The organism is Streptomyces sp. NPDC104202 (assembly GCF_055584185.1).
In genome coordinates, this window is the sequence record NZ_JBVJMN010000064.1 from 14,427 (window position 1) to 35,258 (window position 20,832).

Here is a 20,832-nt window from a genome sequence, read left to right on the forward strand (position 1 = left end):
GGCAGGCGGCCGATTCACCGGGCGACCGGTAGGGGGATTCGGAGAACGGAAGGCCAGGCACAAGGTGACGGCAGCACAACAGACCATTCATGTGGGCGGAGAGTGGCGCGCGGCCCTGTCCGGAGCGACGCGCGAGATCATCGATCCCGCCGACGCGACCGCGTTCGCGGTCGTGGCCGAGGGCGGTGCCCAGGACGTGGACGACGCCGTGGCCGCGGCGCGGGCCGCCTTCGACGACGGTTCCTGGCCCCGGACGCCGGTCGCCGAGCGCGCCGCGCTGCTGCGGCGGGTCGCCGACCTGCTGCAGCGCGACCGCGAGCGGATCGGCGCCCTGGAGAGCCAGGACGCGGGAAAGACGCTGGAGGAGGGCCGCGTCGACGTCGACTGCGTCCGCGACGCCTTCCTCTACTTCGCCGGCCTCGTCGCGGACGAGGACGCCGGGGGGCGGATCGTCGACGCCGGGTCCGAGGACATCCGCAGCGTCGTCGTGCACGAGCCCGTCGGGGTCTGCGCCCTGATCACACCGTGGAACTATCCGCTGCTGCAGGCCAGCTGGAAGATCGCGCCCGCTCTCGCGGCCGGCAACACGTTCGTCATCAAGCCCAGCGAGATCACCCCGCTGAGCACCGTCCTCCTGGTCGAACTCCTTCTGGAGGCCGGACTCCCCCTTGGAGCGGCCAACATCGTCACCGGCCCCGGTGCCACCGTCGGCGCACGGCTCGCCGAGCATCCCGACGTCGACCTCGTCTCCTTCACGGGAGGGCTGGTCAGCGGAACGAAGGTCGCGAAGGCCGCCGCCGACAGCGTGAAGAAGGTGGCGCTCGAACTCGGCGGGAAGAACCCCAACGTCGTCTTCGCCGACTCCTGCGCGACGCCCGAGGACTTCGACACCGCCGTCGACCAGGCGCTCAACGCCGCGTTCATCCACAGCGGCCAGGTCTGCTCCGCCGGTTCTCGCCTGATCGTCGAGGAATCGCTGCGCGAGCGTTTCGTCGCCGAACTCTCCCGCCGGGCCGCGCACATCAGGCTGGGGCGCGGGTCCGAGGAGGGGGTTGAGTGCGGTCCGCTGGTCTCCGCTGCCCAGCTCGCGAGGACCGAGGAGTACGTCGCCTCGGCCCTCGCCGAGGGCGCCGTGCTGCGGGCGGGCGGCGAGAGGCCGGCCGGTCCCGGCTACTTCTTCCGGCCCACGGTCCTCGACCGCTGCGACCGAGGCATGCGGGTCGTCCGCGAGGAGGTCTTCGGCCCCGTCCTCACCGTCGAGACCTTCCGGACGGAGGCGGAGGCCGTGGCCCTCGCCAACGACACGGAGTTCGGTCTCGCCGGAGCGGTGTGGACGTCGGACCAGGACCGCGCCCGGCGGGTCGCGGCCCGCCTGCGGCACGGCACCGTCTGGATCAACGACTTCCACCCCTACCTGCCGCAGGCGGAATGGGGCGGCTTCGGAAAGTCGGGCATCGGCCGCGAGCTGGGCCCCGGCGGTCTCGCCGAGTACCGAGAGGCCAAGCACATCTACCAGAACCTCGCCCCGCGCCCCGTGCGCTGGTTCGCGGGCGGGACGCAGAAGGACAGGGCATGAACGACCAGCACGTGTACGACTACGTCGTCGTCGGCGGCGGTACCGCCGGTTCGGTGATCGCCTCCCGGCTGACCGAGGACCCCGACCTCTCCGTCGCCGTCATCGAGGGCGGCCCCAGTGACGTCGGCCGCGACGACGTCCTCACCCTGCGCCGCTGGATGGGCCTGCTCGGCGGCGAGCTGGACTACGACTACCCCACGACCGAGCAGCCCCGGGGCAACTCGTCCATCCGCCACAGCCGCGCCCGGGTGCTGGGCGGCTGCTCCTCGCACAACACCCTCATCGCGTTCAAGCCCCTCCCCTCCGACTGGGACGAATGGGCCGAGGCGGGTGCCGAGGGGTGGGACGCCGCCGCCATGGACCCGTACTTCGCCCGGCTGCGCAACAACATCGTTCCCGTCGGCGAAGCCGACCGGAACGCGATCGCGAAGGACTTCGTCGAGGCCGCGCACACGACCCTGGGCGTACCGCGGGTGGAGGGCTTCAACCGTGCGCCCTTCGACGAGGGCGCCGGCTTCTTCGACCTCGCGTACCACCCGGAGACCAACAAGCGGTCCTCCGCCTCGGTCGCCTATCTGCACCCCTTCCTGGATCGGCCGAACCTGCACATCGCCCTGGAGACCTGGGCGTTCCGCCTGGAGTTCGAGGGCGTCCGCGCGACCGGCGTGCACGTCCGCACGAAGGAGGGCACGGAGCACGTCGTACGGGCCCGGCGGGAGATCCTCGTGTGCGCGGGCGCCGTGGACACCCCGCGCCTGCTGCTGCACTCCGGCGTCGGGCCGCGGGCCGACCTGGAGAAGCTCGGCATCCCCGTCGTGCACGACCTGCCGGGCGTGGGAGAGAACCTGCTCGACCATCCCGAGTCGGTGATCGTGTGGGAGACCCACGGCCCGATCCCCGAGAACTCGGCGATGGACTCGGACGCCGGTCTGTTCGTCCGCCGGGACCCGGCGGTCGAGGGGCCGGACCTGATGTTCCACTTCTACCAGATCCCCTTCACCGACAACCCCGAGCGACTGGGTTACGAACGGCCCGCGCACGGCGTGTCGATGACGCCCAACATCCCCAAGCCGCGCAGCCGCGGCCGGCTCTACCTGACGAGCGCCGACCCCGAGGACAAGCCGGCACTCGACTTCCGGTACTTCACCGACGAGGACGACTACGACGGCAGGACGCTCGTCGACGGGATCCGCATCGCCCGGCAGATCGCGGCGAGCGAGCCGCTGGCCGGATGGCTGAAGCGCGAGGTCTGCCCGGGACCCGAGGTGACCTCCGACGAGGAGCTCAGCGCCTACGCCCGGCACGTCGCGCACACCGTCTACCACCCGGCCGGCACCTGCCGGATGGGAGGTGCGGACGACGAACTCGCCGTCGTCGCCCCGGACCTGCGGATCCGCGGCCTGGACGGCATCCGCGTCGCCGACGCGTCCGTCTTCCCGACCATGACCGCGGTCAACCCCATGATCGGCGTGCTGATGGTCGGCGAGAAGTGCGCCGACCTGCTGGGAGGTACCACCCGATGATCACCGCGACCACTCCGGCGGACACCACGTCCGCGCCCGGACCCGCCGACGGGTCCGTCTTCTCCGTGCGCGGGCTCTGGAAGGTCTTCGGACCGAAGGCCGAGCGCGTTCCGGCCGACCCGGAACTCGCCCGGCTCGACGCCACGGAACTGCGCGAGCGCTCCGGCTGCACCGCCGCCGTACGCGATGTCTCCTTCGACGTCGCCAAGGGCGAGGTCTTCGTCGTCATGGGCCTCTCGGGCTCGGGCAAGTCGACCCTCGTACGCTGCCTGACCAGGCTCGTCGAGCCGACGTCCGGCACGATCTCGATCGACGGCGAGGACATCCTGTCCATGGACTCCGGCCGTCTGCGCGAGCTGCGCAGGCACCGGGCCGCCATGGTCTTCCAGCACTTCGGTCTCCTGCCGCACCGCACCGTGCTCGACAACGTCGCCTACGGGCTGGAGATCCAGGGCGTGAGCCGGAGCGAACGACGTGACCGGGCGGCGGAGTTCGTCGCCAAGGTCGGCCTGGAGGGCATGGAACAGCGCCGTCCGGCCCAGTTGTCCGGCGGTCAGCAGCAGCGCGTCGGTCTGGCCCGCGCCCTGGCCGTGGACCCGGAGGTCCTGCTGTTCGACGAGCCGTTCAGCGCGCTGGACCCGCTGATCCGCCGGGACATGCAGGAGGAGGTCGTCCGCCTGCACCGCGAGGAGGGGCGCACGATGGTCTTCATCACGCACGACCTCGGCGAGGCGCTGAAGCTCGGCGACCGCGTCGCGCTGATGCGCGACGGCCGGATCGTGCAGATCGGCACGCCGGAGGAGATCGTGGGCTCCCCCGCCGACGACTACGTCAGGGACTTCGTCCGGGACGTGCCGCGCGAACAGGTGCTGACCGTCCGCTCGGCGATGCGGCCCGCGCCGCCCGAGGAGAGCGGCTCAGGTCCCGCGCTCGCCCCGGGTGCCACCGTCCAGGAGGCCATCGAGGCCGTCGCCCGCACGGGCGAGAGCGCTCGCGTCGTCGAGAACGGCCGCTGCCTCGGCGTGGTGGACCACGCCGCGCTCCTCGCCGTCGTCGCCGGCGTCCCGGCCGCGCCGGGCAGGGCGGTGGCCTGATGTACAGCCATACGACCTGGCCGCCGCCGTGCGGCGGGCCCGGTGCCGGCGCCCGGGGAGAGCGCCGCGACACCCGACGCCCCGGTCCCACGGCCGCCGCACCGGACCCCACCCGACGGGGGGCCGGACACGGCCCCCTGTCGTCCACCGTCCGGACGCCCGGCGAGGGACGGTGGACGCGATGACCGTGACCACCCCTCCCGGCCGCGTGGCCACCGGCGGGAACGGAACCGGCGCCGCCCGGGCCACCGCGCCGCACGCGCTCACCCGGTACCGCGGCCCGCTCATCGCCGCGGGCACGCTTCTCGCGGTTCTGCTCGGCGCCGTCCTCCTGGGCGGCGGCGGCTGGCCGGGAGCCCTCGCGGTCGACGTCTCGGCTCCGCTGGAGCGTGGCAGTGACTGGATCGTCGACAACCGCGACAGCCACCCCCTGTTCCTCTATTTTCTCGGACATGTGAGCAACGCGGTCGTCCTCGCGGTCCGCGCGGTCTACCTGGTGCTGCTCGCCCTCGGCTGGGCGGGCGTCATCGCCGCCGTGGGACTGGTGGCCTGGCGGGTCGCGGGCGTCAGGCTCGCGTCGGCCTCCGCCGCCGCCCTCGCCGTGTGCGGAGTGCTCGGCATGTGGGTGCCCACCATGCAGACCCTCGCCCTGATGGTGGTCGCCGTCGCCGCTTCGGTGCTGCTCGGCGGCCTGCTCGGGCTGGCCGCCGGCCTGTCGGACCGTATGCACCGCGTGCTGCGACCGGTCCTCGACACGATGCAGGTGCTGCCTGCCTTCGCCTATCTGCTGCCCGTGGTCCTGGTGTTCGGCATCGGCGTACCCGCGGCCGTGCTCGCCACCGTGGTGTACGCGGCCCCGCCGATGGCCCGTCTCACCGCGCTCGGGCTGCGCGGCGCGGACGCCGGCGTCATGGAGGCGGCCGCGTCCCTCGGCGCGACGGGAAGGCAGCGGTTGCTCACGGCCCGGCTTCCGCTGGCCCGCAGGGAACTCCTGCTCGGCGTCAACCAGTCGATCATGATGGCGCTCGGCATGGCCGTGATCGCGTCCGTCATCGGAGCGGGCGGCCTCGGCGACCGCGTGTACCAGGCACTCGCCACCGTCGACGTCGGTGCCGCGCTCGCCGCCGGTGTACCGGTCGTGCTGCTCGCCGTCGTCCTGGACCGCGTCACCGCCGCGGCGGGAGAGCGCGTCGGGGCGGTTCCCGCACGACGGAGAGGGCTCGGACGGGCCGTCGCCCTCGGGACGACCGCGGTCGTCGCCGTGGCGGGTCGCCTGTCGGACCGGCTCTCCTGGCCCGACGCGTGGACGGCCGACATCGCCGGGCCCGTGAACGCGGGGGTCGACTGGATGACCGCGCACCTCTACTCCGGCGTACCGGTCGTCGGCGGCACCGCCGACTGGGCGGCACGCTTCACCGGCTGGGTCCTCAACCCCCTGCGGGACGGCCTGCAGTGGCTGCCGTGGTGGGCGGTCCTGCTGGCGGTCGGCGCGCTCGCCCTGCTCATCGGGACGTGGCGCACGGCCGCGACGGCCGTCCTCGCGATGGCGGCGATCGGAGTGCTCGGCGTCTGGGACCCGGCCCTCGACACGCTCTCGCAGGTGCTGGCCGCCGTCGCCGTGACGCTGCTGCTGGGCGTCACGCTGGGGATCGCCGCCGCGCGCGGCACACGTCTGGGGCGGGCCCTGCGACCGGTGCTCGACGTCTTCCAGACCATGCCTCAGTTCGTCTACCTGATCCCCGTCGTCGCCCTGTTCGGCGTGGGCCGCGCCCCGGCGGTGGCGGCCGCCGTGATCTACGCACTGCCCGCCGTCGTCCGGATCACGGCGCAGGGCGTGCGAGGGGTGGACCCGGCCGCGATGGAGTCCGCGCGCTCCCTGGGCGCGACCGGCCGGCAGCAGCTGTTCCAAGTCCAGCTCCCCCTGGCCCGACCGGCGTTGCTGCTCGCGGTCAACCAGGGCGTGGTGCTCGTGCTCGCCGTGGTCGTCATCGGCGGCCTGGTGGGCGGGGGAGCGCTCGGGTACGACACGGTCTTCGGTCTCGCCCAGGGCGATCTGGCCACCGGTCTGGTCGCCGGCGCGGCGATCGTCTGCCTGGGGCTGACGCTCGACCGCGTCACCCAGCCCACGGAACGCCGCGCACCTGCCGGAAAGGGGGCCTGAGATGGCTCGCACTCGTCTCGCCGCGCTCGTGACCGCGGCCGCCCTGGCGGCCGGTCTCACCGGCTGCGGCGCCGCCGACATGACCCGCCAGGCGTCGCCGTACGCCGACGCGAAGGGCTCCCGCACGGTGACGCTGTCCGTGCAGTCCTGGGTGGGTGCCCAGGCGAACGTCGCCGTCGCCGGGTATCTGCTGGAGCACGAGCTCGGCTACCGGGTGGACACCGTCCAGATCGACGAGGTGCCCGCCTGGGACGCGCTCAGCCAGGGCCGGGTGGACGCCATCCTGGAGGACTGGGGCCACCCGGACCAGGAGAAGCGGTACATCGACGACAAGGGAACCATCGAGCGGGGCGGCGACCTCGGGGTGACCGGTCACATCGGCTGGTACGTGCCGACGTACTTCGCCGAGCAGCACCCGGACGTCACCGACTGGAGGAACCTCGACCGGTACGCCGACGCGTTCCGCACCGCGGAGAGCGGCGGCAAGGGCCAGCTGATGGACGGGTCCCCGTCCTACGTCACGAACGACAAGGCGCTCGTGAAGAACCTGGGCCTCGACTACCAGGTCGTCTTCGCGGGCTCGGAAGCGGCGCAGATCACGCAGATCCGGCAGTTCGCCAAGGACAGGAAGCCGTTCCTGACCTACTGGTACAAGCCCCAGTGGCTGTTCGAGAAGGTCCCCATGACGGAGGTGAGGCTGCCGGCCCACACGGAGGGCTGCGACGCCGACCCGGACAAGGTGGCGTGCGCCTACCCGCACACGCCTCTGCAGAAGTTCCTCAACGCCCGCTTCGCCGAGGGCGGTGGTGACGCCGCCGCCTTCCTGAAGAAGTTCCGCTGGACGACCGACATGCAGAACGACGTCGCCCTGATGATCGCCGAGGAGAAGCTGTCCCCGCAGGAGGCGGCCGGCCGGTGGGTGAAGGCGAACGAGTCCACCTGGCGGGCCTGGCTCCCGTCCTGACGCCGACGAGGGGCCCGGCCTGGTGGCCGGGCCCCTCGGGCGACGGGTGGGTCACCGGCGGCGGAGCCGCGCCGTCAGGGTGTGGCAGGCGAGGAGGACGACGGTGAAGGCGAGGCCGATGCCGGCGGCCTGCCGCATGTCGGGTACCTCCACCGCCGTCGCCGCCACGGCCAGGACCCCCAGGACGGCGACGGCCGCGAGCTTGTCGCCGCCGCGGACGCTGAAGCCGGTGAACTCCGCCGGGTGCGCCTTCCGGTGGCGGCGGAAGGCGACGTACGAGGCCAGGATCAGCAGCCACACGAGCAGCACCGCGAAGATCGCGATCGACATCAGGATGCCGAACAGACCGCTGACGTCGTAGAAGGCGAGCAGGGCCGCCGCGGCGATGCCCAGGGTGGAGGCGGCGAGGGCGGACGCGGGCACGCCGCGCCGGCTGAGCCGGGCCAGCGGGGCGGGGGCGAGGCCGTCGGCCCCGAGGGAGTGCAGCAGCCGGGAGGCACCGTACAGGTGCGCGTTGGCGGCGGACATGGCGGCGATGAGGACGACCGCGTTGGTGACGGTCGCCGCGGCGGGCACGCCGACCTCGGTGAAGACGCGGACGAACGGGCTGGACTCGACACTGCCGTCGCCGCCCGCCAGGGTGCGCCACGGGATCAGGGCGAGGACGAGCAGGATGGACAGCAGGTAGAAGAAGGCGAGGCGCCCTGCCAGCTGGCGCATCGCGGTGCGGATGGTGCGCTGCGGGTCGGCCGCCTCGGCGGAGGCGATGGCGACGACCTCGAAGCCGGCGTAGGCGAACATCACCACGGACATGGCCAGCCAGATCGAGCCGGCCCCGTGGGGCAGGAAGCCTCCGTCGTCGGTCAGGTGCGCGAATCCGGTGGCCGGCGTGTCCGGCAGGCCGAAGAGGGCCAGCAGGGCGGCGCAGAGGACGAAGGCGCAGAGGGCGACGACCTTCACGGTGGAGAGCCAGAACTCGGTGGTGCCGAAGGACCGGACCGAGATCACGTTGACGGCGAGGACCACCGCGGCGATGACCAGGATGGCCGCCGACATCGGCACCTCGGGCCACCACCAGCCGATGTAGAGGGCGGAGGCGACGACCTCGGTGCCGATGACGACGACGGCGCTGAACCAGTACAGCCAGCGGCTGAGGAAGCCCGCCCAGGGTCCGAGATAGCGGTGGGCGACGGTGCCGAACGAACCCTGGACGGGGTGGGCGGCGGACATCTCGCCGAGCAGCACGGCGATGATCGCGACGAGCACCGCGCCGATGACGTACGAGACGATCACGGCGGGGCCCGCGACCGATATCGCGGAGCCGGAGCCGAGGAAGAGGCCGGTGCCGAGCGCGGAGCCCAGCCCGATCATGGTGGTCTGGCGGTGGGTGAGGGAGCGGACCAGGCCGCCCTCGGCTCCGGGAGCCGGTCTGCGGCTCCCGTCGGCGTCGGCTCCGCCGTCGGCGCCGTCGGCGGTCGGGGCGGGGGGCGCTGATTCGGGGGATGCGGTCATGGCGGTGTGACCCTTCTGCGCGGGGAGGGTGGGATGCGGGGGGGGCGGGGAGGGGTGGTGCCCGGCCGGCCGGGGGTCAGAACTCGCTGGTGCGGAACGGCTTCGCGGGGGCGTCGAGGTCGGGCTTGCCGAGGACCTTCGACGAGAGGGCGTAGATGCCGTGGTTGGTCAGGGCCCAGGCGATGTTGCGGTCCCACTCGACGTAGATCCCGTGGGTCTGGTTGCCGTAGGCGTAGTCGGCGGTGTCCCGGCCGTACGCCTTGGGAACGAAGTACGCCGAGATCTCCGGGGCGGACGGGTCGGAGACGTCGAAGAGCTGGACGCCCGCGTTGTAGAAGCCGTATCCGAGGACTCCGGCGTGGTGCTTGCCCGGGTTGGTGTAGTAGCCGGTGCGCTTGGGGCCGAAGCTGCCGCGCCGCTGGCAGTAGTCGGTGAGGCCGGAGGTCTTCGGCGGGACGGGGCGGGGCAGGGTGCCGACGACGCGCGGGCGGGCGGGGTCGCGGACGTCGATCTGGTAGACGTCCTTGTAGGGCTCGTAACAGTCCTCGGTCAGCGGGTAGCCGGAGTAGTAGATCATTCCGGTCTTCTCGTACTGGGAGACGTCGATGTTGTCGCCCTCGGTGCCCGCGACCGAGGCCGGCAGGTCGAGGTGGCCGACGGTCCGCAGGTGCGCGGGGTCGGAGACGTCGAGGACGGTGAGGCCGTACCCGCCCATCGCGGCGAAGGCGTACCGCCCGCCCTTCTCCACGGGCTTGGGGAGGAAGAGCGGCATCCGGGCGCCCATCCAGCTGGTGCGGTTGCCGCAGCGCGGGTTCTTCCGGTAGGCGGCGTCCTCGCCGGTGCGCTGGCCCGGCAGGTGCCAGGTGTCGAGGAGCTTCGGGTGCGCCGGGTCGGACATGTCCCACGACTGGTAGCCGGCCGAGTGCAGGTTGGTCGGGTACTCGGTCCCGGAGTAGCTGTCGTCGGGGGCGGTGGCGAGGAACATGTACCGGCCGCCCGTCCAGTAGGGGACGTCGATGGAGCCGGAGCCCTGCTGGGGGGTGGCGGGGTCGCTGCGCAGCGGGTCCCGCTGGGTGGCGTCGGTGGAGACGGTCGCGAGCAGCTTCCAGTCCTTCTTGCGCGGACCGTCGAGGCGGTAGACCTTGAAGCCCTTGAGTCCGGGCTTGGCGCGCAGTTTCCGGACGCCGTCGGGGTTGCCGTACTTGTCGAGCGGCGGGTGGTCGGAGAGTTCCGAGATCTGTCGCTTGCTCTCGAAGCTCTGCACCATGACGTACGCGCCGAGCTTGCGGTTCCACTGGACCGTGGAGGCGCCCCAGTAGTCGTGGGCGGCCCAGTCGCCGTTCGCGCGGGTCTCGTCGCCGCCGACGTCCTCGCGGCTCAGCTTCTCGACGACCCTCACCTTCCTGACATCGGTGATGTCGTAGACGCGGCCCTCGGAGCGGTCGTACTGGAAGAGGTAGCGGCGGCCGTGGAAGTCGACGACGTTCTGCCAGGTGTGGAAGTAGTCGGGGGTGAAGTCGGCTCCCTCGTAGGCGGCCTCGACCTTCATGTTCTTGATGTACGCGCGGGTGTCGTACTGGTCGGCGCGGCCGGGGAAGGGGTGGTCGGACTCCTCGTCGACCGGCGTCAGGGAGGGGTGGCGGAACGTGCCGTCGAGCTGCATCCCGTAGGCGCCGGGGTCGGCCGGGCCGGGGCGGCGGTCACCGCAGACGTCCCGCACGTGGGGGTCGGCGGCGACGGCCGGCGTGGCGGAGGTGCCGGGGGCGAGCAGCGTGGCCGTGGCGGCGGCCGCGACGAGGGCGGCGAGCACCGTGGTGCCGCGGGTGAGGCGCATGGACGGTCCTTTCGGGGGCTGCGCGGGAGGAGGGTGGCGGGGGCCGGGGCGGCCGGGGTGGTCAGGTGACCGTCGGACGGGCCTGGAACGCGTCGGCCCGGTGGGCGCCGGTGAGCGCGATGTCGCGGAGCTCGGCCACCGCGCGCAGGACGTCCTCGTGGCTGACGTACAGGGCGTTGAAGCCGAAGCGCAGCAGGTCGGGGGCGCGCATGTCGCCGATGACGCCGCGGGCGGTCAGCGCGGCGATCAGCGGGTACGCGTCGGGGTGGCGGAGCGCGACCTGGCTGCCGCGCCGGTGGGGATCGCGCGGGGTGACGGAGGTGAAGCCGAGCCCGGCGAGGAGGGTGTCGGCGCATTCCTGGAAGAAGCCGGTGAGCGAGAGGCTCTTCTCCCGGACGGTCTTCATCTCGACACCGTCGAAGGCGGTGAGCGCGGCCTCCAGGGCGAGCAGGGAGAGCAGGGCGGGCGTGCCGATCCGGGCGCGGGTGATGGAGTCGGCCGGGGTGTAGGTGCCGGACATGGCGAACGGTCGGGCGTGTCCGTGCCAGCCGGTGAGCGGATGGTCGAAGGTGGCCTGGTGGCGGTGGGCGACGTAGGCGAAGGCGGGGGCGCCGGGTCCCCCCGAGAGGTACTTGTAGCCGCAGCCGACGGCGAAGTCGGCTTCGGCCGCGTCGAGTTCGACGGGGAGGGCGCCGGCCGCGTGACACAGGTCCCAGTGCGCGAGCGCGCCGGCCTGGTGGGCGGCGGCGGTGAGGGCTGCCATGTCGTGGAGTTCGCCGGTCCGGTAGTCGACGGGGGCGTACGCGGCGACGGCGACGTCCCCGGCCTCGGCGGCGAGCACGTCGGCGGCGTCCCGGGCGGGGACCCTGCGTACTTCGAGGCCGAGCAGGCGGCCGACCGAGTCGGCGATGTACTGGTCGGTCGGGAAGTGGTCGGGGTCGGTGAGCAGCAGGCGCCGGCCGGGGCGCGCGCGGGCGGCGGCCGTCAGCGTGTCGAAGAGCTGGACGCTGGTGGAGTCGCCGGCGACGATCTGGCCGGGGGCGGCGCCGACCAGGCGGCCGATGGCGTCGCCGGTGCGGACGGGGGCGTCCCACCAGCCGTTGGCGTTCCAGGAGCGGATGAGGTCGGTGCCCCACTGCCGGTGGACGGCGTCGTCGACGGCGGCGGGGACGGCGGCGGGCAGGGCGCCGAGGGAGTTGCCGTCGAGGTAGACGACGTCCTCGGGGAGGAGGAAGCGGTCACGGACGTCGGCGAGCGGGTCGGCGGCGTCCAGGGCGACGGCACGTGCGGTGAGGTCGGGCGGCGTCATGCGAGGGCTCCGGGGGCGGAGGGGACGGGGGTGTCGGGGTGTCGGGCGAGATCGAGGGCGATGTCCGTCAGGAGGTCCTCCTGGCCGCCGACCAGGCGGCGGCGGCCCGCTTCGACGAGCAGGTCCCGGGTGTCGAGGCCGTGGCGGGCGGCGGTGGTCTCGGCGTGCCGCAGGAAGCTGGAGTACACGCCGGCGTAGCCGAGGGTGAGGGTCTCCCGGTCGACGCGCACGGGCCGGTCCTGGGTGGGGCGGACGAGTTCCTCGGCGGCGTCCATGAGGGGGAAGAGGTCGCAGCCGTGCCCGATGCCCATGAGGTCCAGGACGGCGACGACGGGTTCGAGGGGCGCGTTGCCGGCGCCGGCGCCCTGTCCGGCGAGGGAGGCGTCGACGCGGTGGGCGCCGGCCTCGACGGCGACGATGCTGTTGGCCACGCCGAGGCCGAGGTTGTGGTGCGCGTGGATGCCGATCTCGGTGTCCGGGTCGAGGACGTCGCGGTAGGCGCGGACGCGGTCGCGCACGCCGTCCATGGTGAGCCGGCCCCCGGAGTCGGTGACGTACACGCAGTGGGCGCCGTACGACTCCATCAGCTGTGCCTGGGCGGCGAGTTCGGCAGGTGGGGCGAGGTGGGACATCATCAGGAAGCCGGAGACGTCCATGCCGAGCTCGCGGGCGAGCGCGATGTGCTGGGCGGCGATGTCGGCCTCGGTGCAGTGGGTGGCGACGCGCACGGAGGTGACGCCGAGGGCGTGGGCGCGGCGCAGGTCGTGGGCGGTGCCGATGCCGGGCAGCAGCAGGGTGGTGAGGCGGGCCCGGTCGAGGACTCCGGCGGCGGCCTCCAGCCACTCCCAGTCGGTGTGGGCGCCGGGTCCGTAGGTGACCGAGGATCCGGAGAGGCCGTCGCCGTGGGCGACCTCGACGGCGTCGACGCCGGCCGCCTCCAGGGCGGCGGCGATGGCCGTGACCTGTGCGAGGGTGTAGCGGTGGGAGACGGCGTGCATGCCGTCCCGGAGGGTGACGTCCTGGACGTAGACCCGGTTCATCGGTTCCGGCTCCGTTCGGCCAGGCGCTCGGCGGTGCGCAGCGCGGCGGCGGTCATGATGTCGAGGTTTCCGGCGTAGGCGGGGAGATGGTGGGCGGCACCCTCGACCTCCAGGTAGACGGAGACCAGGAGCCGGGCTCCGGCACCGAGCCGGACGAGCGGATCGTCGGCGGGCAGGGTGCGGAACTGGGGCTCCTGCTTGAGGCGGTACCCGGGGACGTAGCGGGCGACGGCGGAGGCCATGGCGTGCACGGAGGCGGTGACGCGGTCGGTGTCGGCCTCGTCGACGAGGCAGTGGACGGTGTCCCGCATGAGCAGTGGGGGGTCGGCCGGGTTGAGGACGATGATCGCCTTGCCGCGGGCGGCGCCTCCGACCTCTTCGAGGGCCCGGGAGGTGGTCTCGGTGAACTCGTCGATGTTGGCGCGGGTGCCGGGTCCGGCGGAGCGGGAGGCGAGGGAGGCGACGATCTCCGCGTAGTGGACGGGGGTGACGGCGGAGACCGCGGCGACGATCGGGACGGTGGCCTGGCCGCCGCAGGTGACCATGTTGAGGTTGGTCTCGCCGAGGTGCCGGTCGAGGTTGACGGGCGGGACGACGTACGGGCCGATCGCGGCCGGCGTGAGGTCCACGAGCGTCTTGCCGTGGGGGGCGAGCGCGGCGGCGTTGTGGTGGTGCGCGGCGGCCGAGGTGGCGTCGAAGACGATGTCGATCTCGTCGAAGCCCTCCATCGCGAGGAGTCCCGCGACGCCCTCGGAGGTCGTCGGGACGCCGAGTCTGCGGGCCCGGGCGAGTCCTTGCGAGTCGGGGTCGATGCCGGCCATGGCGGCGGCGGTGACGTGACCCGCGCCACGGATGATCTTGATAAGGAGATCGGTGCCGATGTTGCCCGATCCGATGACGGCTGCCTTCACCGTGCGGCCTCCTTCAGCCGGGGGGTCAGTCCGAAGAAGCGGACGGCGTTGCCGCCGAGGACGGCGGACCGTTCCTCGGGGGTGAGGTCGCCGGCGCGGACCAGCCGGCCGATGGACTCCTCGCCGAGCGGGAAGGGGTGGTCCGAGCCGAGGAGCACCCGCTCCGCGCCCATCACGTCGACCAGCAGCCGCAGGGCGCCCGGGTCGAAGACGGCCGAGTCGACGGAGAAGCGGTCGGTATAGGCGGAGGGCGGGCGAGGGCTGTCGGCGCGGACGAGGTCCCGCCGGTGCCAGGCGTTGTCGGCCCGGCCCAGCAGGTACGGGAAGCTGCCGCCGCCGTGTGCGAAGAGCAGGCGCAGCGAGTCCGGCAGCCGCTCGAAGGCCCCGGAGAGGATCAGCGACAGGATCGTCAGGTGGGTCTCGCCGGCCATTCCGGCGAGCCAGGCCAGCATGTAGCGGGAGTACCGGGGCCCGGAGGGCAGGTCCCACGGGTGGACGAGGACGGCCGCGTCCTCGTGCGCGCAGTGGGTCAGGAACTCCACGAGTGCGCCGTCGTCGAGGTCCCGGTCGCCGAGGTGGTTGCCGATGTGGACGCCGTGGAAGCCCTGCCGCATCGCCTCGGTGACGGCCTCGCAGGCGGCCTCGGTGTCCTGGAGGGGTACCTGGCAGAGCGGGGCGAGCCGGCCGGGGGCATGGGCGGCGTACGCGAGGAGGCGGGCGTTGACGGTGCGGCACCAGTCGGCGGCCCGGGCGGGTGCGAGGCCGTAGCCGAAGAGCAGCGGGGTGCTGGAGAGCACCTGGGCGTCGACGCCGAGCCGGTCGAGGTCGGCGACGCGTTCGGCGGGGTCCCACAGGGTGCGGCGCACCGGGCGGTACTCGACGGTGCCGGCCATCATCATCCCGGCGTCGGGGCCGTCGGTGGTGCGCAGCCACGGCGCGTCGTCCCTGCCGGTGATGCGGCGGGCCTCGGCACGGCCGATCTCCGGGAAGACGTGGGCGTGGATGTCGACGACGGTCATGCGCCGTCCGCCCCGTCGCGGCGGGTACGGGGGCGCAGTTCCTCGGGCCAGTCCCGGCCGGGGTGGAGGGCACCGCAGCGGCCGCAGGTGCGGGCGGCCTCGTCGGCGTAGAAGGCGCCGAAGACGGGCGGCAGGTCGTCGACGATGGAGGTGAGCTGGACCTCGCTGCGGTGCACGAGGTGGTGGCACGCGACGCAGTACCACTCGAAGGCGTCGCGGTGGCCCTGGGGGCGGGCGAACTCGACGACGAGCCCGATGCTGTCCTCTTCGGGACGCTGCGGCGAGTGCCGCAGGTGGGCGGGGGCGAGGAAGACGTCGCCCTCGCGGATGTGGAGGTCGCGGGGCGGCCTGCCCTCCTCCTCCATGACGCGCAGCACCATGTCGCCCTTGAGCTGGTAGAAGAACTCCTCGATGGGGTCGTCGTGGAAGTCGGTGCGGCGGTTGGGACCGCCGACGACCGTCACCATCAGGTCGGCGTCCTGCCAGATCTGCACGTTGCCGACGGGCGGCTTCAGCAGATGGCGGTGTTCCTCGATCCACGCCTGGAGGTTGAACGGTCTCAGGGTCATCGGTGCTGTTCCTTGTCCTGCGGGAGGTGGGCCACCGCGCTGATCTCGATCAGCAGGTGGGGATGGGGCAGTCGGTGGACGGCGACGGTGGTCCGGGCGGGCCCGGTCTCGTCGAAGTACTCGCCGTAGACCTCGTTGTAGCCGCCGAAGTCGTTCATGCAGACGAGGTAGGTGGTGACCGACACGAGGTCGCGGAGGCTTCCGCCCGCGGCGGCGAGCAGGGTGCCGATGGTGTCGAGGACCGCCCGGGTCTGCACCCGGATGTCGAGGTCCGTGACGCCCATGGGGTCGGCGCTCGCACCGGCGAAGGTGCCGTCGGGGCGACGGGAGCTCGTGCCGGAGACGAAGACCAGGTCGCCGGCGCGGCGCAGGTGCGGGAAGCGGCCGCGCGGGGGCGCCGCGCCGGGGACGATCACGCCGCCTCCTCGGTGGTGAACCGGACGGCTCCGAGCCGGGCGACGGTGGCCCGCACGTGGGTGCCGGGCGGCAGCGGTACGGCGGCGGTGGCGGCTCCGGCGAGGACCACCGTTCCGGCGGGGAGCGGGCCCGCGAGCCGGAGCGCGGCGGTGAGGGCGCGCAGCGGGTCGCCGAGGATGGCGGCGGTGGAGCCGGTCTCGGCAGGTCGGCCGTCGAGTTCGAGGACGACACCGAGGTTGGCGAGGGTACGGATTCCCCCGAGGGCCTCCGGCCGGGTCCAGGGGCCGGTGGCGTAGGCGGCGGCGGAGGTGTTGTCGGCGATGACCTCGGCCAGCGAGAAACGGAAGCCGTCGTAGCGGGAGTCGATGATCTCCAGGGCGGGGGCGACACCCGCGACCGCGGCGGCCGGGTCGCCGCCGACGGCGAGTTCCGTGCCGAGGAGGAAGGCGATCTCGGGTTCGACGCGGGGGTGGATGAGACCGGAGACGTCGTACCGTCCGCCGTCCGGGATCTCCATCCGGTCGGTGAGGCGTCCGTGGATGAGGTCGCCGACGCCCATCTGACGCATCTTGGCGACGCTGGTGAAGCCGAGCTTGACGCCGGTGGCGCGTTCGCCGCGGGCGAGACGCAGGGCGACGAGCGCCTCCTGGACGGCGTAGGCGTCGGCGGTGTCGGTGAGGCCGGTGGCTCCGCCGGGCAGCGGACGGGCGTCGCGGGCCGCCGCGTCGAGCCGCTGGGCGATGTCCGTCGGGTTCATCGGTGAGCTCCTTCCGGGACGGCGGGACCGAAGGCGGCACGCACCGAGCCGAGCCCGTCGATGCGGGCCTCCAGGACGTCGCCGGGTGCCACATCGGCCATGGGCCCGAGGGCGCCGGTGAGGACCGTGTCGCCGGCGCGCAGCGGCCGGCCGAGGCGGACGAGGGTGTCGGCCAGCCACACGGCGGCGTGCAGCGGCTGACCGAGACAGGCCACGCCCGCGCCGGTCGAGAGGGGCTCACCGGCGCGCTCCAGGACCGCTCCGGCGGTCCGCAGGTCGACATCGCGCAGGAGGACGGGGCGGGTACCGAGCACGTACGCGCCGCTCGAGGCGTTGTCGGCGACGGTGTCGACGGCGGTGATGTCCCAGTCGCGCACGCGGCTGCCGACGATCTCCAGGGCGGGCAGCGCGAAGGCGGTCGCCCGGATCACGTCGGCCACGGTGTGCCGCTCGTGGCCGAGGTCGTGTTCCAGGACCAGGGCGACCTCGGCCTCCGCCTTCGGCTGGAGGACCGTGCCCCAGGGCAGTTCGTCGCCGTCGAGGACGGCGGTGTCGTCGAGCAGGGCGCCGAAGTCGGGCGTCGTGACGCCGAGTTGCCGCTGCACGACGGCGGAGGTGAGACCTGTCTTCCAGCCGGTGATCCGGCGGCCCTGCGCGAGCCCGCGCCGGGTGAGGAGTTCCTGGACGGCGTAGGCCGCGTCCAGGTCACCGGGCGGCAGGAGGTCGCGTACCGGGTCGCAGGGGACCCCGGTGCGGCGAGCCTGGTCGAGGCGGTCGGCGGCGGCCGTCACCGCCTCGGTCGCGGGCGGGGTGGGCCCGGGGCGCGTCGTCACAGCTTCACGCACACATTCATGGGTTCGGAGAAGAAGTCCAGTGAGTGGTCGCCGCCCTCGCGTCCGATGCCGGAAGCCTTCACGCCGCCGAACGGCGTCCGCAGGTCGCGCAGGTTCCAGGTGTTGACCCAGGCGATGCCGACGTCGAGGGCGGGGGCGACGCGGTGGGCCCGGCTCACGTCCCGGGTCCAGACGGTGGCGGCGAGCCCGTACGGGCCGGCGTTGGCGAGGGCCAGCGCCTCCTCCTCGGTGTCGAAGGGGGCCAGGTGCACGACCGGGCCGAAGATCTCGTCGCGTACCGCCGGGTGGTCCTCGGGCAGGCCGGTGAGCACGGTCGGCTCGACCCAGAAGCCGCCGTCGCGGGCGTCGCCGAAGTGCGGCACTCCCCCGCCGGCGAGGACCTGCCCGTCGGCGGCGGCGCGGGCGAGGTGGCCGCGGACCTTGTCGCGGTGGGCGGCCGAGATCATCGGGCCGTAGCCGGCGAGCTCCTTGGCACCGGCGGCGAGGGCGGCCGCGAACGCGTCGAAGACGGGCCGCTCCACGTAGACCCGCTCGGTGCAGAGACAGACCTGGCCACTGTGGGTGAAGGCGGAACGGAGGGTGCCCGCCACGGCCTCGTCGAGGTCGGCGTCGGCGAAGACGAGTCCGGCGTTCTTGCCGCCCAGTTCGAAGGAGACCGGCGCCAGACGGCCCGCCGCCGCCCGCATGATCGTCGTCCCCGTCCGGGACTCACCGGTGAAGGCGACGGCGTCCACGTCGGGATGCTCGGTCAGCCACTGGCCCGCCGCGTCGGCACCCCGGCCGTGCACGAGGTTGAAGACGCCCGCCGGGACACCCGCCTCGGCGATCACCTCGGCGAGCAGGCAGGCCGTGCCGGGGGTGAGTTCGGAGGGCTTGGCGACGACGGTGTTGCCGGTGGCCAGAGCCGGTGCGACCTTCCAGGTGAGGAGGAGGAGCGGCAGGTTCCACGGCGAGATGACCGCGACGACGCCGAGCGGCTTGTGCACCGTGTAGTTGAGCGCGCCGCGCCCGTCGGGGGTCGGGGTGTTCCACGCCCGCTCGTGACGCCCGGCCAGGAGGTCGGCGTAGGCACGGAAGTTGGCGGCGGCTCGCGGGATGTCGACGGACGAGGCCAGTGCGTGGGGCTTGCCGGTGTCGGCGCACTCGGCGGCGGTGAACTCCTCGGCGCGGCGCTCGATGCCGTCCGCGATCCGGTGGAGGAGCCGCGCCCGCTCCGCCGGGCTCCAGCCGGCCCACGGTCCGCGCAGCGCCGTGCGGGCCGCGGCCACCGCGCGGTCGACCAGCCGGCGGGACGCCTCCGGCACCTCTCCGACGACGCTCCCGGTGACCGGGTCGACCAGCGGGAACGGCACGCCGGACGCGTCGAACTCGCCTCCTACGTAATGCCGCACGGGTGAACTCACCTTGCAGACCTCCGTTGCTGAGCCGGGGACTGACCGAAAGTCGCCCCCGGGGCGTGTCGGTATAGTGCGCCCACCCAGCTATGCCGATCCAATGCCGATCGACGAGAGCGGTATAGCAAAACTGGTATGCCGGGGCGGGGATCGGCCGACCGAACGGCGGCCCGGGCCCGTCCCCGCCTCCTCGGAAGGAGCCCTGGCGGTGGACCTCCTGGACGGCCGGCTGAAGTTCCGGCACCTGACCCTGCTGATCGCGGTGTACGAACACGGAAGCGTCGTCCGGGCCGCCGAGTCGCTGCACCTCACCCAGCCCGCCGCGACCCGCACCCTGCGGGAACTGGAGACGGTCGCGGAGCTGCCGCTCTTCACCCGCGTCCCGCGCGGCATGCTCCCCACCGTCTACGGCGAGGCGCTCGTCGGACACGCGCGCGCCGTGGTGGCCGAGGTGCGGCGTGCCGAGGAGCACCTCACCGGGCTGCGACAGGGCCTGGACGGAACGGTGACCGTCGGGACCCTGCTCGCCGGGGCGAACGTCCTGCTCCCCCGGGCGGTGGCCCGTCTGAAGCGCGAACGCCCCCGGCTCACCGTGGTCGTCCGGGAGGGCACTCCGGACGTCCTTCATCCCGCGCTGCTCGGCGGCGAGATCGACGTCATCGTCGGACGGGTGGGGGCGGTGTCCGGCGACGGCGAGGGGGGCGAGCGGGTCCGCCAGCGCATGCTCTACCGCGAACCCATCCGGCTCGCGGTCCGGACCGGTCACCCCCTCCTGGAGGCGGCCCGCGGCGGCGGGGACGCCCCGGGCGTCACGCTCGCGGACGCCCTCGCCCATCCGTGGATCCTGCCTGTCGAGCAGACCGCCCTGCGACAGGAACTGGCCGCCCTCGTCGTCGACCACGGCCTGTCACTCCCCGCCGACCGGGTCGAGTGCACGTCGATCCTGACCATGCGCGCGCTGCTGCTCCAGACCGACATGGTGGCGCTCCTGCCCGAACTCGTCCTCCGCGACGACGAGCACCTCACCGCCCTGCCCGTCGAACTCCCCTCCGTCGGCCGCACGGTGGGCGTGACCGAGGCCGCCCACCGCACCCGCACCCCGGCTCTGGAGGCCCTCCTGCACCACCTCGACGAGGAGGCGGCCCTGCTCCGCGCCTCACTGACGGCCGGGAACGACGCGGGATGACGGGCCCCGGCGTGGATCGGTGGCCCTTGCGTCCGGGGGACCTCCGGATGCCGGACGGGCCGCCCGGGTCAGAGTCCCGTCGGGTCGGTGTCGCAGCTGGCGCGGCGGCGGCCGATGGTGACGAGGGCGTCCCAGAGGGCGTCGGCCTCGCCGCGGCGGATCTCGTGGATCGCGCCGGTGAGGGGTTCGGCGCCGGGGCCGAGGGGACGGCCGGACTCGCCGGGGTCCCTGCGGAGGACGATGCCGGTGGGGGGATCCATGGCGCGGAGGGCGCGGACGAGGTGGTAGCGGGCGAGGTCCGCCTCGGGGTGGGGGAGGTGGCGGGTGATGACGGCGATGTCGGGCTGGAGGACGCGGGCCTGGGCCAGGGCGATCCGGGGCTCGTAGGCGTGGGCGACGATGCGGAAGTGCGGGCTGGAGTGGACGCGGGCGCGCACCGCTTCCAGCTCGGCGCCCTCGGGCAGTCCTGCGATCAGCACGGTCATCATCGAGGCCATTGTCCCCCGGTCCGGCCGAGCGCGCCTCACCGCGGCGGCGGTGCGGGTGCCGGTGGCGGTCGGCGGGGGGGGCCGGTGAGGGTGTCATCCGCGGCGGCCGTGACCGGCGGGCCGGGCCGAGGGCAGGCGCCCGGCCCGCCCGGCGGTCGACGGGGCCGAGGCCGGGACAGGCGCGGCCCGCCCGACGGTCGGTGGGTCCGCCGGGCGGGTGGAGG

18 protein-coding genes are annotated in these 20,832 nt (G+C 73.4%); 6 read left to right on the plus strand and 12 right to left on the minus strand.

What is annotated here, in order from left to right; genetic code table 11:
- The first annotated feature begins 64 nt into the window (after nucleotides 1-64).
- The 5 genes from ACZ60W_RS30885 to ACZ60W_RS30905 all read left to right on the plus strand — a co-directional run bounded on the left by ACZ60W_RS30885 (nucleotide 65) and on the right by ACZ60W_RS30905 (nucleotide 7,318).
- The gene (locus tag ACZ60W_RS30885; protein WP_469758697.1) at nucleotides 65-1,576 is read left to right on the plus strand and encodes an aldehyde dehydrogenase family protein; all 1,512 of its coding nucleotides are present in this window, start codon (nucleotides 65-67) and stop codon (nucleotides 1,574-1,576) included.
- Entirely contained in the window at nucleotides 1,573-3,099 is a 1,527-nt protein-coding gene (locus ACZ60W_RS30890; protein WP_469758698.1) for a GMC family oxidoreductase, read from the plus strand. The genes ACZ60W_RS30885 and ACZ60W_RS30890 overlap by 4 nt, the downstream gene beginning before the upstream one ends.
- Nucleotides 3,096-4,193 (plus strand): quaternary amine ABC transporter ATP-binding protein, encoded by a 1,098-nt coding sequence (locus ACZ60W_RS30895; RefSeq protein WP_469758699.1) that lies wholly within the window; start codon nucleotides 3,096-3,098, stop codon nucleotides 4,191-4,193. Before ACZ60W_RS30890 ends, ACZ60W_RS30895 begins: the two co-directional genes overlap by 4 nt.
- Before the next feature lie 181 nt (nucleotides 4,194-4,374).
- Nucleotides 4,375-6,354, plus strand: a complete 1,980-nt coding sequence (locus ACZ60W_RS30900) for an ABC transporter permease (protein WP_469758700.1) — start codon at nucleotides 4,375-4,377, stop codon at nucleotides 6,352-6,354.
- 1 nt (nucleotide 6,355) lies between these two features.
- Nucleotides 6,356-7,318 carry an ABC transporter substrate-binding protein gene (locus tag ACZ60W_RS30905; RefSeq protein ID WP_469758701.1) on the plus strand — a complete coding sequence of 321 codons (963 nt, stop codon included), beginning with the start codon at nucleotides 6,356-6,358 and terminating at the stop codon, nucleotides 7,316-7,318.
- Nucleotides 7,319-7,369: 51 nt separating this feature from the next.
- Here ACZ60W_RS30905 and ACZ60W_RS30910 read toward each other — a convergent pair whose 3' ends face one another.
- The 11 genes from ACZ60W_RS30910 to ACZ60W_RS30960 form a co-directional block, all read right to left on the minus strand.
- Nucleotides 7,370-8,830 (minus strand): amino acid permease, encoded by a 1,461-nt coding sequence (locus ACZ60W_RS30910; protein ID WP_469758702.1) that lies wholly within the window; start codon nucleotides 8,828-8,830, stop codon nucleotides 7,370-7,372.
- A gap of 76 nt (nucleotides 8,831-8,906) precedes the next feature.
- Complete coding sequence (locus ACZ60W_RS30915; protein WP_469758703.1) at nucleotides 8,907-10,664, minus strand: LVIVD repeat-containing protein; 1,758 nt, start codon at nucleotides 10,662-10,664, stop codon at nucleotides 8,907-8,909.
- Between the two features lie 61 nt (nucleotides 10,665-10,725).
- Entirely contained in the window at nucleotides 10,726-11,973 is a 1,248-nt protein-coding gene (gene kynU, locus ACZ60W_RS30920) for a kynureninase (RefSeq protein WP_469758704.1), read from the minus strand.
- Nucleotides 11,970-13,013 carry a 4-hydroxy-2-oxovalerate aldolase gene (gene dmpG, locus ACZ60W_RS30925; RefSeq protein WP_469758705.1) on the minus strand — a complete coding sequence of 348 codons (1,044 nt, stop codon included), beginning with the start codon at nucleotides 13,011-13,013 and terminating at the stop codon, nucleotides 11,970-11,972. The genes kynU and dmpG overlap by 4 nt, the downstream gene beginning before the upstream one ends.
- On the minus strand, nucleotides 13,010-13,924 hold the full coding sequence (locus tag ACZ60W_RS30930) for an acetaldehyde dehydrogenase (acetylating) (RefSeq protein WP_469758706.1): 915 nt from the start codon (nucleotides 13,922-13,924) through the stop codon (nucleotides 13,010-13,012). Before ACZ60W_RS30930 ends, dmpG begins: the two co-directional genes overlap by 4 nt.
- Nucleotides 13,921-14,943: an amidohydrolase family protein gene (locus ACZ60W_RS30935; RefSeq protein WP_469758707.1), complete on the minus strand. Its 1,023-nt coding sequence runs from the start codon at nucleotides 14,941-14,943 to the stop codon at nucleotides 13,921-13,923. The genes ACZ60W_RS30930 and ACZ60W_RS30935 overlap by 4 nt, the downstream gene beginning before the upstream one ends.
- Complete coding sequence (locus tag ACZ60W_RS30940; protein ID WP_469758708.1) at nucleotides 14,940-15,512, minus strand: 3-hydroxyanthranilate 3,4-dioxygenase; 573 nt, start codon at nucleotides 15,510-15,512, stop codon at nucleotides 14,940-14,942. Before ACZ60W_RS30940 ends, ACZ60W_RS30935 begins: the two co-directional genes overlap by 4 nt.
- On the minus strand, nucleotides 15,509-15,928 hold the full coding sequence (locus tag ACZ60W_RS30945; RefSeq protein ID WP_469758709.1) for a RidA family protein: 420 nt from the start codon (nucleotides 15,926-15,928) through the stop codon (nucleotides 15,509-15,511). Before ACZ60W_RS30945 ends, ACZ60W_RS30940 begins: the two co-directional genes overlap by 4 nt.
- Entirely contained in the window at nucleotides 15,925-16,686 is a 762-nt protein-coding gene (locus tag ACZ60W_RS30950; RefSeq protein ID WP_469758710.1) for a 2-keto-4-pentenoate hydratase, read from the minus strand. Before ACZ60W_RS30950 ends, ACZ60W_RS30945 begins: the two co-directional genes overlap by 4 nt.
- Nucleotides 16,683-17,519, minus strand: coding sequence for a 2-keto-4-pentenoate hydratase (locus tag ACZ60W_RS30955; RefSeq protein WP_469758711.1), 837 nt, complete (start codon nucleotides 17,517-17,519; stop codon nucleotides 16,683-16,685). Before ACZ60W_RS30955 ends, ACZ60W_RS30950 begins: the two co-directional genes overlap by 4 nt.
- Nucleotides 17,516-18,931 (minus strand): 2-hydroxymuconic semialdehyde dehydrogenase, encoded by a 1,416-nt coding sequence (locus ACZ60W_RS30960; protein ID WP_469758712.1) that lies wholly within the window; start codon nucleotides 18,929-18,931, stop codon nucleotides 17,516-17,518. The genes ACZ60W_RS30955 and ACZ60W_RS30960 overlap by 4 nt, the downstream gene beginning before the upstream one ends.
- Nucleotides 18,932-19,142: 211 nt before the next feature.
- Between ACZ60W_RS30960 and ACZ60W_RS30965 the strand changes: the two genes are divergently transcribed.
- A complete protein-coding gene (locus ACZ60W_RS30965; RefSeq protein WP_469758713.1) occupies nucleotides 19,143-20,120 on the plus strand; it encodes a LysR substrate-binding domain-containing protein in 978 nt (325 codons plus the stop codon).
- Between the two features lie 68 nt (nucleotides 20,121-20,188).
- On the opposite strand, the gene ACZ60W_RS30970 is transcribed toward ACZ60W_RS30965, so the two are convergent.
- Entirely contained in the window at nucleotides 20,189-20,608 is a 420-nt protein-coding gene (locus ACZ60W_RS30970) for a response regulator (protein ID WP_469758714.1), read from the minus strand.
- Nucleotides 20,609-20,832: the final 224 nt, after the last annotated feature.